Annotated in this window: 12 protein-coding genes; 5 read left to right on the top strand and 7 right to left on the bottom strand. The window is 56.6% G+C overall.

Features of this window, described 5'->3' with window-relative positions:
- The first annotated feature begins 5 nt into the window (after positions 1-5).
- The 5 genes from AC0IM9_RS09800 to AC0IM9_RS09780 all read left to right on the top strand — a co-directional run bounded on the left by AC0IM9_RS09800 (position 6) and on the right by AC0IM9_RS09780 (position 4,818).
- Entirely contained in the window at positions 6-1,049 is a 1,044-nt protein-coding gene (locus AC0IM9_RS09800; RefSeq protein WP_140913450.1) for a tRNA (5-methylaminomethyl-2-thiouridylate)-methyltransferase, read from the top strand.
- On the top strand, positions 1,046-1,270 hold the full coding sequence (locus tag AC0IM9_RS09795) for a sulfurtransferase TusA family protein (RefSeq protein ID WP_445371829.1): 225 nt from the start codon (positions 1,046-1,048) through the stop codon (positions 1,268-1,270). The genes AC0IM9_RS09800 and AC0IM9_RS09795 overlap by 4 nt, the downstream gene beginning before the upstream one ends.
- Before the next feature lie 337 nt (positions 1,271-1,607).
- On the top strand, positions 1,608-2,024 hold the full coding sequence (locus AC0IM9_RS09790; protein ID WP_482803875.1) for a DUF4431 domain-containing protein: 417 nt from the start codon (positions 1,608-1,610) through the stop codon (positions 2,022-2,024).
- 632 nt (positions 2,025-2,656) lie between these two features.
- Positions 2,657-3,871 (top strand): bifunctional glutamate N-acetyltransferase/amino-acid acetyltransferase ArgJ, encoded by a 1,215-nt coding sequence (gene argJ, locus AC0IM9_RS09785; RefSeq protein ID WP_482803874.1) that lies wholly within the window; start codon positions 2,657-2,659, stop codon positions 3,869-3,871.
- A gap of 8 nt (positions 3,872-3,879) precedes the next feature.
- Positions 3,880-4,818: a Nudix family hydrolase gene (locus AC0IM9_RS09780; protein ID WP_482803873.1), complete on the top strand. Its 939-nt coding sequence runs from the start codon at positions 3,880-3,882 to the stop codon at positions 4,816-4,818.
- A gap of 99 nt (positions 4,819-4,917) precedes the next feature.
- Here AC0IM9_RS09780 and AC0IM9_RS09775 read toward each other — a convergent pair whose 3' ends face one another.
- The 7 genes from AC0IM9_RS09775 to thiC all read right to left on the bottom strand — a co-directional run bounded on the left by AC0IM9_RS09775 (position 4,918) and on the right by thiC (position 12,417).
- Complete coding sequence (locus AC0IM9_RS09775) at positions 4,918-5,133, bottom strand: DNA gyrase inhibitor YacG (protein WP_482803872.1); 216 nt, start codon at positions 5,131-5,133, stop codon at positions 4,918-4,920.
- Positions 5,133-5,906 carry a cell division protein ZapD gene (zapD, locus tag AC0IM9_RS09770; protein WP_140913444.1) on the bottom strand — a complete coding sequence of 258 codons (774 nt, stop codon included), beginning with the start codon at positions 5,904-5,906 and terminating at the stop codon, positions 5,133-5,135. The genes AC0IM9_RS09775 and zapD overlap by 1 nt, the downstream gene beginning before the upstream one ends.
- Complete coding sequence (coaE, locus tag AC0IM9_RS09765) at positions 5,903-6,514, bottom strand: dephospho-CoA kinase (protein WP_482803871.1); 612 nt, start codon at positions 6,512-6,514, stop codon at positions 5,903-5,905. Before coaE ends, zapD begins: the two co-directional genes overlap by 4 nt.
- A gap of 3 nt (positions 6,515-6,517) precedes the next feature.
- Positions 6,518-7,384: a prepilin peptidase gene (locus tag AC0IM9_RS09760; protein ID WP_482803870.1), complete on the bottom strand. Its 867-nt coding sequence runs from the start codon at positions 7,382-7,384 to the stop codon at positions 6,518-6,520.
- 60 nt (positions 7,385-7,444) lie between these two features.
- Positions 7,445-8,662, bottom strand: coding sequence for a type II secretion system F family protein (locus AC0IM9_RS09755; protein WP_140913441.1), 1,218 nt, complete (start codon positions 8,660-8,662; stop codon positions 7,445-7,447).
- A gap of 2 nt (positions 8,663-8,664) precedes the next feature.
- Entirely contained in the window at positions 8,665-10,380 is a 1,716-nt protein-coding gene (pilB, locus tag AC0IM9_RS09750) for a type IV-A pilus assembly ATPase PilB (RefSeq protein ID WP_140913440.1), read from the bottom strand.
- Positions 10,381-10,548: 168 nt separating this feature from the next.
- Positions 10,549-12,417 (bottom strand): phosphomethylpyrimidine synthase ThiC, encoded by a 1,869-nt coding sequence (gene thiC / locus AC0IM9_RS09745; RefSeq protein WP_140913439.1) that lies wholly within the window; start codon positions 12,415-12,417, stop codon positions 10,549-10,551.
- Positions 12,418-12,446: the final 29 nt, after the last annotated feature.

The raw sequence follows: 12,446 nt of genomic DNA, 5'->3' as shown, positions 1-12,446 counted from the left end.
CCGTTATGAGTCAACAACGAAAAGCCGTGGCGCTGATTTCCGGCGGCCTGGATTCCATGCTGGCCTGCCAGACCATCATGAACCAGGGCATCCATGTCGAAGGCATCAACTTCTTTACCGGATTTTGCGTCGAAGGCCACACCCACGCCATCCGCAAGCAGGATGCCGACAAGGTCAAGCGCAACAACGCACTGTGGGTAGCCGAACAACTCGGCATCAAGCTACACATCATCGATATCATCGAAGAATACAAACAGGTGTTGCTGAATCCCAAACACGGCTACGGCGCCAATCTGAACCCGTGCCTGGACTGCAAGATCTTCATGGTCAACAAGGCCAAACAGTGGATGCAGGAAAACGGCTTCGATTTCATCATCACCGGCGAAGTGGTCGGCCAACGGCCGATGTCGCAGCGCAAGCAGACCATGCCGATCGTCGCCGCCGAATCCGGTGCCGACGACTTGCTGGTGCGGCCGCTGTCGGCGCAAAATCTGCCGGCCACCTTGCCGGAACGCGAGGGCTGGATCAGCCGCGACAAGATGTTCGGCTTCAGCGGCCGCTCCCGCAAACCGCAAATGAGCTTGGCCAAAGAATTCGGTTTTGCCGACTACGCCCAACCGGCCGGCGGCTGCTGCTTCCTAACCGACGAAAGTTATTCCTTAAAATTGACCGACCTGTGGCAGGCCCGCGGCAAGCGCGACTACGATCTGGACGACATCATGCTGTTGAAGGTCGGCCGCCATATTCGCCCCCGCCCGCATTTCAAAATCATCGTCGCCCGCGAGGATGGCGAAGCCCGCTTCATGAGCGGCTATAAAAAAGAGTTCGTCAGCATGCATTGCACCAGCCACCGCGGGCCGTTGGTGCTGATCGACGGCGAAGTCGGCGAAGACGATTTGGCCTTGGCCGGGCAAATCCTGGCACGTTACGGCCAGGGCCGCGACGCCGAGCAAGTCGAAGTGACGATACGCGACCGCGCCGGTGCCGAACGTAATATTTTCGTAACGCCGTTGGCAGCCGAGCAAATTCCCGAGGAGTGGTTCGTATGAGCGAATTCACGTTAAACGCACGCCGGCTGCTGTGCCCGTTGCCGGTGATCCGCACCCAGGACAAGGTCAAGACTTTACAGCCCGGCGACGTATTGACCGTGGAATGCACCGATCCAGGGGTGATGCAGGATATTCCGGCCTGGTGTCGGATTAATGGGCATCAGGTGTTGGAGACTCGTGCGGGTGATGGGGAGTATGTGATTGTTTTGGAAGTGGGTTGAGTTTTTGGTTGTGTCGCTATCGCGACGGCTTGATTTGATGTCGGGTCTCGGCCCGACAGCCGAGTAACTTTTCTTTGTTTGGCCAAAGAAAAGTCACCAAAAGAAACGCCACCCGGACGCCGCTTTTTCCCTGCGCTCCTCGCTTTCGACGGGGATCGACAGAAGGGGCTTCCTGCCCCTCTGTCGATGTGCGGCATCCCTGCCGCACCCCTACGGGCCATTCCCGCCGAAAGCTCCGGTGCTCGGCGCGGCATACGGGAGAAAAACCGTCTCCTTAGAAATTGCGGACACCAGATGATATACAGAAACCGTTTAATCATATTTGTTAGACACCATCATGACTTTTCGCCTTCTGTCGTTAATGTGTTTGTTAGTCTGCTCTCTGCCTGTAGTCTCGGAGACATGCCTTCATTACGGCGGAAATCCCGTTACCCTCAGCGGAAAGGTAAAGCTACAAACATCCTTTGGGCCTCCTAGCTATGGAGAAAACCCAAATTCCGATTCTCGTGAAACTCAAGCAATCTTACTTTTGGAAAAACCAATTTGTGTTGGGTACAACCCGAAGGATTACGAAGAAGCAGAACAAAATCAGCATCAAGTAACGCTTGTCCCCCTTGGCAAAGAGAATCTTAAAGACTATGAAGGAAAACAAATTACGGTCCAGGGCACGTTGTACCATGCATTCAACGGGCACCATCGCACGCCAGCTTTAATCGAAATCAAGCACATTGAACGTGCTAGAAAAAAGCAATAAGGAGCAATCCTTAGGTCAATAGGCGAAGCCGTATTGCGCCGCATGTTGGCCTTCGATTTTTCGGTGCATTACGCTATCGCTAATGCACCCTACGAGGGTTGAACAAAAGGCTGTGGTGTGTAAATTACTTGCCAAATTCCGGGATGGTTTTGGCCCCGTATGCCGCGCCGAGCACCGGAGCTTTCGGCGGGAACAGCCCGGTAGGGTGGGCACGGCTGTTTGTGCCCACGCGGATTTATAGTTATCGACTCAAAAAGGCGGGCAAAAAAGCGTTGCCCACCCTACGTTTTATTATCGAGTTAAGGTTGATACCAGCAAGCACATCCAAATTCCGGGATGGTTTTGTTCCCGTATGCCGCGCCGAGCATCGCAGCTTTTGGCGAGATAAGCCCGATAGGGGAGCGGCATGGATGCCGCTCGTTTTCGGAGGGCTAAGGATAGCCCTTCCGAAAACCCTCGCCAAAAGCGAGAAGCACAGGGAATAAGCGGCGTCCGGGTCGCCTTTTCTTTGGATACTGTCTTTTGGCGACGCAAAAGAAAGTATCGCGGTTGTCGGTCCGCGAACCGACATTAAAATATTCGTCGCGATAGCGACACAACAAAATTAGTTAATCAGTCTAACAAGGTAAACAATGGCAGTCGGAGACACCTCATTTCCTGAAATGTATGCCGTCCAAGGCATCAAACTCGGCTCCAGTAACGCCGGCATCAAACAAACCGTGCGCGACGACATCTTGGTCATCGCAATGGCCGAAGGCGGCAGTTGCGCGGCGGTATTCACCCAAAACGCCTTTTGCGCGGCGCCGGTACAGGTCGCCAAGGCGCATTTGCCGATGAACCCGCGCTGGCTGCTGGTCAACTCCGGCAATGCCAATGCCGGCACCGGCAAGCAAGGCTTGCAGGACGCCTTTGCCTGCTGCGCCGGTTTGGCTGGAGAAGTCGATGCGTTGGCGCAGCAAGTGCTGCCGTTTTCGACCGGCGTGATCGGCGAACCGCTGCCGGTGGAAAAACTGGCGGCGGCGCTGCCGGCCGCGGTCGCCAATCTGGCGGAATCGCACTGGGACCGGGCGGCGCGAGCAATCATGACCACCGACACCTTTCCGAAAGGCGCCTCGTTGAAGCTCGACATCGGCGGCCATCCGGTCGCGATTACCGGCATTTCCAAAGGCGCCGGCATGATCCAGCCCAATATGGCGACGATGCTGGGCTTTATCGCCACCGACGCCAAAATCGAGCAGGGTCTGCTGCAAGAGTGCCTGAATGCGGCGGTCGAGCAATCGTTTAACCGGATCACCGTCGACGGCGATACTTCGACCAACGACGCCTGCGTGGTATTGGCCAGCGGCTGCAGCGGCGCGCCGGAGATTTTGCCCGGCAGCGAGCATCTGGCGGCGTTCAGCGCAGCCTTGGCCTCGGTCTGCAAACGGCTGGCGGAATTGATCATTCGCGACGGTGAAGGCGCCACCAAGCTGATGCGCATCATCGTCGAGCAAGCCCGCGACAGCGCCGAAGCGCTGCAAGTGGCAAAAACCATTGCCCATTCGCCGCTGGTCAAAACCGCGTTCTTCGCCAGCGACCCGAACTGGGGCCGGATATTGGCCGCCGTGGGCCGGGCCGGCGTCGAAAATATGGAGCTGGAGAAAATCGAGATTTACCTGGGTACGGTCTGCATCGTCGAAAACGGCGGCCGCGCGCCGTCTTACACCGAACAGGACGGCCAGCGGGTCATGAGTCAGCAGGAAATCGACGTCACGGTGCGTTTGGGCCGCGGCTCGGCCAGCGAACAGGTGTTGACCTGCGATTTTTCCTACGATTACGTCAAAATCAACGCCGAATACCGCACTTAATTCCGCCCATGCTCCAGCCAAATAACGTGGTTCACGTCGCGGTCGGCGTCGTTCGCGACACGGCCGGTCGGATACTTATCGCCCGACGCGCACAACACGCGCACCAGGGCGGCTTGTGGGAGTTTCCCGGCGGCAAGCTCGAACCCGGCGAGCCGGTGTTGCAGGCCCTAGCGCGGGAGCTGGAGGAAGAGGTCGGGATTCGGGTCGCCGCTGCCGAGCCTTTGATCAAAATCCGCCACGATTACGGCGACCGCCGGGTGTTGCTGGACGTCTGGAACGTCAACTCGTTCAGCGGCGAAGCCCGGCCCTGCGAAGGCCAGGCCATGCAATGGGTTAGCGCCGGCCAGCTTTCCGACTTCACCTTTCCGGCCGCCAACCTGCCTATCATCGCCGCCGCCCGGCTGCCGGCGTATTACGCCATCCTGGAAGGTCCGGACGCGGAAACGGTCATCGCCAATTGCCAACGCATCATCGACAACGGCGTCAAATTAGTGCAATTCCGGGCCAAAACGCTAAGCGCGAATGACAAACAAACCGTGCTCGAACGGGTATTGCAGCAATGCCGGCACCATGCCGTCGAGGTGCTGGTCAACGCCGATCTGGATTTGGATATTAGTCAGGCGCAAGGCATCCATTTGAGCAGCCGGGCCCTAATAAGACTGGATCGACGTCCGTCCGGAATGCGCTGGGTCGCCGCGTCTTGCCACAATGCATGGGAGCTGCAGCATGCGCTGGCGATTGGGGTGGATTTTGCGGTGTTGGCGCCGGTCATGCCGACCGCATCGCACCCCGACACGCCACCATTGGGCTGGCAACGCTTTAGCGAACTACTGGAGTGCGCCAACTTGCCGGTCTTCGCCTTGGGCGGTTTGAGCCGGCAGGATCTGATGCAGGCGCAAGCCGCCGGCGCCCAAGGCATAGCCGGCATCAGCGGTTTTTTGGCTTGAAGCGGCCTCTCGACAAAATCCCTTATTGCTGTTGACTATCACGTCCGAGCTTTGCAGCCACCTCATATCGGGCCGCAGTCAGACTCAGCACCGGGTGTGTTAACCCACTTCACCGTCATCGAGGTTCGGCAGGTCGGGGTTTTCGTCGTCCCAAACCGGCGGACCGGGAATCTTGTGCGCTTCGGTGGCCCAATCGCCGAGGTCGATCAGCTTGCAGCGCTCCGAGCAAAACGGTTTGAATTTTTCGGCGGCAACCCAGGCCACCGGTTTACGGCAGGTCGGGCAGGCGACTTGCGGCGGGGACTGCGCGGCCATCAGAACATGCAGCGGGTCAAATGGAATTCGACATCGTCCTGGGTTTGGCACGGCCGGTTCTCATCGGCCGACGGGATCATGAAGCGAATGCTGAAGCGGTGTTTGCCGCCGCTGATCTCGGCGAAACAGCGCTGCTCCGGTTGCAAAGCCACGCGCAGCAACTGCACCGGATGGTTTTTGTTGTCGAGCGCCAGTTGAAAAAAACCGGCTTTGGCAAGCTCCGGGGTTGGAATACTGCTTTGACGGATGAAGCCTAAAATCAGGTCGATCGCGACCCGGATATCGACAAACGGTTGGGTCCAACGCTCCAGATCTTTCTGCTGCTCTGCTTCATCCTGCTCCAGCCAGTAATGAAACGCCGGCAGATCGAACGAGCAACTGCCGCCGGGTATCGAATTACGCTGCGAGATACTCTGAAACAAATCGCTTTCCATCACGCTGATGCCGATCTTGCCGTTGGCGCTGTATAAATTGCGGCTGGCCTGATTCAAGTCGGCCAGAATTTCCTGCAGTTTTTCGTCGTCGACGCCGTGATTATGGGCCAATTGGTTCAACACTTTGGTGTGGCGGTCCAATTCTTTGATCAATTCGGATTTAAGATCGCTGCGGCTGAAGATGGTCAGAATATCCAACAAGACGGAGATGGCGGCGCGTTTGTCGAAAACCGAAGCGCCCAACATGAAATGGCTGAGCTGTTGAAAGAGCTGCTCCAAGCGCATAAACACACGAATTCGTTCGTTAAGCGGGAATTCGTAGACTATTTGTGTATTCAAGCCGGTGGTGTCCTGGCGGTGGCTAAAAAAATGTAGGAATTGTGCAGGCTTTTAACCTGTTCTGCAAGCAGCTCCGGCCCGGCGCTATTGTCGATCACATCGTCGGCGCGGGCCAGCCGTTCCGGCCGCGACATCTGACTGGCCACGATGGCCTGCGCCTGTTCGGCGCTGAGTTTGTCCCGGGTTACGACCCGTTCGATCTGCAGGGGTTGCGGACAATCTACCACCAGGATCCGGTCCACAACATAAGGATTTTTAGATTCGAGCAACAACGGCACCGCAATCAGGCAGTAATCGGCCTGCAATGCCGCCACATCGGCGGCGATACGGGCGTATACCCGCGGATGCATGATGGCGTCCAGCCGCCGCTTTTGCTCCGGATCGGAAAAGATCGCCTCGCGCAGCTTGGGCCGATCCAGGCTGCCGTCGGTTTTCAACATGTCGGCACCGAATGTCTGGACGATGGCTTGCAAGGCCGGCTCACCCGGTTCAACCAAGCGGCGGGCGATCAAATCGGCATCGACCACCGGCACGCCCAAGTCGGCAAACAGACGGCATACCGTGGTTTTGCCGCAGCCGATGCCACCGGTCAAACCGATTTTCAACATCGGTCACAGACCTGCAAGCCGCAGATACCAGGCATTCATTTGCTCACCCCACAATAGCGCCAGCCACCCGGCCATAGCCAGATAAGGCCCGAACGGAATCGGCTTGGCCGCATCGCGCCGGCAGGACACGATCATCGCGATGCCAACCACCGCACCGACCAGGGAAGACAACAAGATTATCAACGGCAAATATTGCCAGCCCAGCCAGGCGCCGAATACGGCCAGTAATTTGAAATCGCCGTAACCCATGCCGTCCTTGCCGGTCAGCAATTTAAAGCCGTGGTAGACGCTCCACAAGCTTAAATAACCGGCTACCGCGCCGACGATACTGTCGCGGCTGTCGGCAAAAATGCCGAACACGCTGAGCAGCAAACCCAGCCAGACCAAAGGCAGCGTGATCGAGTCCGGCAGCAATTGCTGGTCGATATCGATAAAACTCAGTGCAATCAGACACCAGGTCAACGGCAACGCAAACGCCAGCGCCCAGCCGTAACCCAGTTGCCAAGCGACCAGCGCCGAACACAGGCCGGTAAAGGCCTCTATCGAAGGATAACGCCAACCGATTTTGTTGCCGCAGTTGGCGCATTTGCCGCCGAGCAGCAAGAAGCTCAGGACCGGGATGTTTTGATAGGCTTTGATTTCGGCTTTGCAAGCCGGGCAGTGCGAAGCCGGCAATAACAGATCGAAACGCTCGCCCGGGGCTTCGGCTGGCAATTCCAGGTATTCGCGGCACTCGCGCCGCCACGCAGCCTGCATCATCAGCGGCAGCCGGTAAATCACCACATTCAGAAAACTGCCGACCAGCAAGCCGAGTACTAAAGCGCTTGCGGCCAGAAAACCGGGAGATTGAGCTAAGACATTAAACAACATAGGTAAGCAGTAAAGACTGGCCGGTCCGCCGCCTGCTAATAGGCCGGAACCGGCATCAGGTTAGATAGCGGCGCCCAATTTGAAGATCGGCAAATACATCGCCACGATCAAACCGCCGACCAAAATCCCCAAGATCACCATGATGATAGGCTCCATCAAACTGCTCAGGTTGTCGACCAAGTTATCGACCTCTTCCTCGTAAAAGTCGGCAACCTTGTCCAGCATGGCATCGATCGAACCGGATTCTTCGCCGATCGCCACCATCTGTACCACCATATTCGGAAATATGCCGGTGGTTTCCAAGGCGAACTTCAATTGCTGGCCGGTCGCAACATCGTCGCGCACCTTCATCACCGCCTCGTAAAACAAGATGTTACCGCACGCGCCGGCCACCGAAACCAAGGCTTCGACCAAGGGTACGCCGGCGGCCGACATGGTCGAGAGGGTTCTGGCAAAGCGGGCGATGGCCGATTTTTGCAAAATCATACCGACCACCGGTATTTTCAACAGAGTCCGATCCAGAAAATGGTTGAAGGCCTTCGAGCGCTTTTTAAAGTAGGTAAAGGTGTAGCCGGCGACAAATAGCACGCCGACCACGGCCCACCACCATTCCTGTACCCAGGCCGACAAATCGATGACGAATTTGGTGAACGCCGGCAAATCGGCGCCGAAGCCTTTGAACAAGTCCTCGAACACCGGCACCACGAACACCAGCAAAATGGCCGTAACGATAAACGCCACCACCAATACCGCCACCGGATAGGTCAACGCTTTCTTGACTTTTTTCTTGATCGACTCGGTTTTTTCCTTGTAAGTGGCAATCTTATCCAACAAGGTTTCCAATACCCCGGCGTGTTCGCCGGCTTCGACCAGATTGCAAAACAAGGCGTCGAAATAGAGCGGCTTACGACCCAATGCTTGCGCCAGCGTATCGCCACCCTCGACGTCGGCTTTGATCGACAACAGCATTTCCGACATGCTGGCGTTGTCGTGGCCCTTGCCGATGATATCGAACGACTGCACCAACGGTACGCCGGCCGCCAGCATGGTCGCCAATTGGCGGGCAAAAACGGCAATATCTCCCGGCGTGATTTTTTGCACCCGCGGACTGAACAAGGGTTTCGCCTTGGGTTTGATGCCGATCACCCGGATGCCCATCCGCCGCAGCTCGGCGCGAGCGATCACTTCGCTTTTGGCACTGATAGTGCCTTTGGTTTTCCGGTTTTGTTTGTCGAAACCGTCCCAATTGAATTCGATCTGCTCTTCTTGTTTTGCCATGATTATTCCGTGGTGACGCGGTCAATTTCTTCCAGCGAGGTGATGCCCTGGCGGATTTTCAACAAGCCGGAGGTGCGCAAATCGTTGATGCCTTCGCTGCGGGACAATTCGGCCATCTCCATCGCATTGCCGCCGCGCAGGATCAAGGCCCGCATTTTTTCGGTGATCGGCATCACCTGGTAAATACCGACCCGCCCTTTGTAGCCGTTATTGCAATGCTCGCAGCCCACCGGACCGTATATCTTGAAAGTGCCAAGTTCTTCCTTTTTGAAGCCGGCCGAGATCAGCGCGCTTTCCGGGTAATCCATTTCCTTCTTGCAATGCTCGCACAGACGCCGCGCCAAACGTTGCGCCATAATCAGCAAAACTGCCGAGACGATATTGAACGGCTCTATCCCCATCTGTACCAGCCGGTTGATGGTCTGCGGCGCGTCGTTGGTGTGCAGCGTCGACAACACCAAGTGGCCGGTTTGGGCTGCTTTGACCGCAATACTGGCGGTTTCATAGTCGCGGATCTCGCCGACCATGATGATGTCCGGGTCCTGCCGCAAGAATGCTTTGAGCGCTTCGGCAAAAGTCAACCCGGCTTTAGGGTTGACGTTGACCTGGTTGATGCCTTCTACAGTGATCTCTACCGGGTCTTCGGCCGTGGAAATATTGGTTTCGACGCTGTTCAGAATATTCAAGCCGGTATACAGCGACACCGTCTTACCGCTACCGGTCGGCCCGGTGACCAACACCATCCCGTAGGGTTTATGAATCGCATCCAGGAAATTTTTCTGCTGTTCCGGTTCGAACCCGAGTTTTTCGATACCGATCTGGGCGCTGGTCGGATCCAGAATCCGTAACACCACTTTTTCGCCGAACAAGGTCGGACAGGTGTTGACCCTGAAGTCGATGGCGCGGTTTTTCGAGATCTGCATCTTGATCCGGCCGTCCTGCGGCACCCGCCGTTCGGCGATGTCCATCTTGGACATGACTTTCAGTCGGGAAATGATCCGATTGGCGATACCGACCGGCGGACTCGCCACTTCCGACAGTATGCCGTCGGCGCGGAAGCGGATGCGGAACCGCTTCTCGAACGGTTCCATGTGAATATCCGATACGCCGCGCTTGATCGAATCCAGCAAAATCTTATTCACGAAGCGGACGATAGGCGCGTCGTCGATATCCGAACCCATAGCGTCTTCGGCCGGCTTGGCCTCGTCGCCGGCGGAAATATCGATGTTGTCCAGATCGTCGTCGAGCAGATCCTTCATCGACGTATCCGCGGCTTCCAGCGCCGTGTCTATCATTCTGATCAGTTTGTCTTCTTCGACCAGAATATTTTCGGTGTTGTGCCGGGTGTGGAACTTGATCTCGTCCAGGGCCTGGAAATTAGTCGGGTCGGCCGTCGCGACGAACAAACGGTTACCGCGTTTAAATAGGGGTAAGGCGTGGTGCTGGCGAATCAATTTTTCGCTGACCATTTTGATCGGCAGAAACGCGGGATCGATCGCGTCCAGATCGAAAAACGGCACGCCGAATTCGGCCGAGGCCAGCGTGGCGATGGTTTTGCTATCCGCGTATTTGTGTTCGACCAAATAGCTAATGAACGCCTGTTTGCGCTTTTGCGCCTCCTGTAAACAGGTCGCTGCCGACTCTTCTGTCAGCAGCCCCTTCTGAATCAGGCACTTAACCAGACCGCTAAAATGAATGTTGGAAGGTGCTGTCGCCATGAAAAAAGGTCAAGATTGGTTTTACTGCAGCTTTGTGCTGCAAATATAGATGAAGTAAGGATTTTATCCAAACTCGACACAGGATGTCGGCAACGGGCCGGCTACATAGCCGCGGGCGATAAATGCAGGGAGGCAGCCGCCGGAGACCGGCGGCTGCAGAGACAACGCTTAAACTTCGTGATAAATCGCGGCGCCTTCTTCGAGAAATTGCTTGGACTTCTCTTCCATGCCTATTTTCAAAGCTTCCGCTTCTTCCAGGCCTTTTTGCTCGGCATAGTTGCGCACGTCCTGGGTGATTTTCATCGAGCAGAAATGCGGGCCGCACATCGAGCAGAAGTGAGCAACCTTGGCCGATTCCTTGGGCAGGGTTTCGTCGTGGAAAGAACGGGCTTTCTCGGGGTCCAGCGCCAAATTAAACTGGTCTTCCCAGCGGAATTCGAACCTAGCCTTGGACATCGCGTTGTCGCGGATCTGCGCGCCGGGGTGGCCTTTCGCCAAGTCGGCGGCGTGGGCGGCGATTTTGTAGGTGACGATGCCTTCGCGGACGTCCTGCTTGTTGGGCAAGCCCAGATGCTCTTTCTGGGTCACATAGCAGAGCATCGCACAGCCGTACCAGCCGATGTTGGCGGCGCCGATCGCCGAGGTGATGTGGTCATAGCCGGGGGCGATATCGGTGGTCAAAGGCCCCAAGGTATAGAACGGCGCTTCGAAGCAATCTTCCAGCTGCTTGTCCATGTTGACCTTGATCATTTGCAACGGCACGTGGCCGGGGCCTTCGATCATGGTTTGCACGTCGTGTTTCCAGGCGATTTGAGTCAGTTCGCCCAAGGTTTCCAGCTCACCGAACTGGGCGGCGTCGTTGGCGTCGTAAATCGAACCCGGACGCAAGCCATCCCCCAACGAGAACGACACGTCGTAGGCTTTCATGATTTCGCAGATTTCTTCGAAATGCGTATACAGGAAGCTTTCGGTGTGGTGCGCCAGGCACCATTTGGCCATGATCGAACCGCCGCGGGAAACGATGCCGGTCAGGCGTTTGGCGGTCAGCGGCACGTGATGCAGGCGCACGCCGGCATGGATGGTGAAGTAATCGACGCCTTGCTCGGCTTGTTCGATCAAAGTGTCGCGGAAGATTTCCCAGGTCAGTTCTTCGGCCTTGCCGTCGACTTTTTCCAGCGCTTGATAAATCGGCACGGTGCCGATCGGTACCGGCGAGTTGCGTAGAATCCATTCGCGGGTTTCGTGGATGTTTTTGCCGGTGGATAAGTCCATGATGGTGTCCGCACCCCAGCGGATGCCCCACAACATTTTTTCGACTTCTTCTTCAATCGAGGAAGTGATCGCCGAATTGCCCAGGTTGCCGTTGATCTTGACCAGGAAGTTGCGGCCGATGATCATCGGCTCCAATTCCGGGTGGTTAATGTTGGCCGGAATAATGGCCCGGCCGCGCGCCACTTCGGAGCGCACGAATTCCGGGGTGATGAAGGACTGAATGTTGGCGCCATAGGAAAAGCCGGGATGCTGGCCTTGGTAACGGTCACGCATCGCTTCGAGGTTCTGGTTCTCGCGGATGGCGATATATTCCATTTCCGGCGTGATGATGCCTTTACGGGCGTAATGCATCTGACTGACGTTATGGCCGGCTTTGGCGCGGCGTGGGTTGCGGGTCAGTTCGAAACGCAGGTGTGCGGTCTTGGGATCGTGCAGCCGCTCGTGGCCGTATTTTGAGGTCGGGCCGCTCAATAACTCGGTGTCGCCGCGCTCTTCTATCCATTTACCGCGCACCGAACCCAGGCCTTGGTGCAGGTTGATGTCGACATTCGGGTCGGTATAAGGGCCGGAAGTGTCGTAGACGAAAATCGGCGGATTTTTTTCAGCGCCGAAATGGGCCGGGGTATCGGACAGATTAATCTGCCGCATCGGCACCCGCATGTCGGGACGGCTGCCCTGGATGTAGATTTTTTCCGAGGCGGGGTAGGAATCGATTCTTACGCTACTGCCGGTGTCGGTAGTAATTTCATTGCGGACAGCGCTCATGCTTATCTCCAAAAACAGAATAAATCGCG

The sequence above is a fragment of the Methylomonas sp. Uni0011 genome (assembly GCF_056850255.1).
Note: the sequence above shows the minus strand (reverse complement) of the source record. Positions and strands in the feature narration are given on the sequence as shown.

Excerpts from the sequence above, each read along its gene's own strand:
- AC0IM9_RS09775 (WP_482803872.1), bottom strand. The coding sequence starts at position 5,133 with ATGGCCGCGCAGTCCCCGCCGCAAGTCGCCTGCCCGACCTGCCGTAAA.
- AC0IM9_RS09755 (WP_140913441.1), bottom strand. The coding sequence starts at position 8,662 with ATGGCAAAACAAGAAGAGCAGATCGAATTCAATTGGGACGGTTTCGAC.
- pilB (WP_140913440.1), bottom strand. The coding sequence starts at position 10,380 with ATGGCGACAGCACCTTCCAACATTCATTTTAGCGGTCTGGTTAAGTGC.
- argJ (WP_482803874.1), top strand. The coding sequence starts at position 2,657 with ATGGCAGTCGGAGACACCTCATTTCCTGAAATGTATGCCGTCCAAGGC.
- AC0IM9_RS09780 (WP_482803873.1), top strand. The coding sequence starts at position 3,880 with ATGCTCCAGCCAAATAACGTGGTTCACGTCGCGGTCGGCGTCGTTCGC.
- AC0IM9_RS09760 (WP_482803870.1), bottom strand. The coding sequence starts at position 7,384 with ATGTTGTTTAATGTCTTAGCTCAATCTCCCGGTTTTCTGGCCGCAAGC.
- coaE (WP_482803871.1), bottom strand. The coding sequence starts at position 6,514 with ATGTTGAAAATCGGTTTGACCGGTGGCATCGGCTGCGGCAAAACCACG.
- AC0IM9_RS09790 (WP_482803875.1), top strand. The coding sequence starts at position 1,608 with ATGACTTTTCGCCTTCTGTCGTTAATGTGTTTGTTAGTCTGCTCTCTG.
- AC0IM9_RS09800 (WP_140913450.1), top strand. The coding sequence starts at position 6 with ATGAGTCAACAACGAAAAGCCGTGGCGCTGATTTCCGGCGGCCTGGAT.
- AC0IM9_RS09795 (WP_445371829.1), top strand. The coding sequence starts at position 1,046 with ATGAGCGAATTCACGTTAAACGCACGCCGGCTGCTGTGCCCGTTGCCG.
- thiC (WP_140913439.1), bottom strand. The coding sequence starts at position 12,417 with ATGAGCGCTGTCCGCAATGAAATTACTACCGACACCGGCAGTAGCGTA.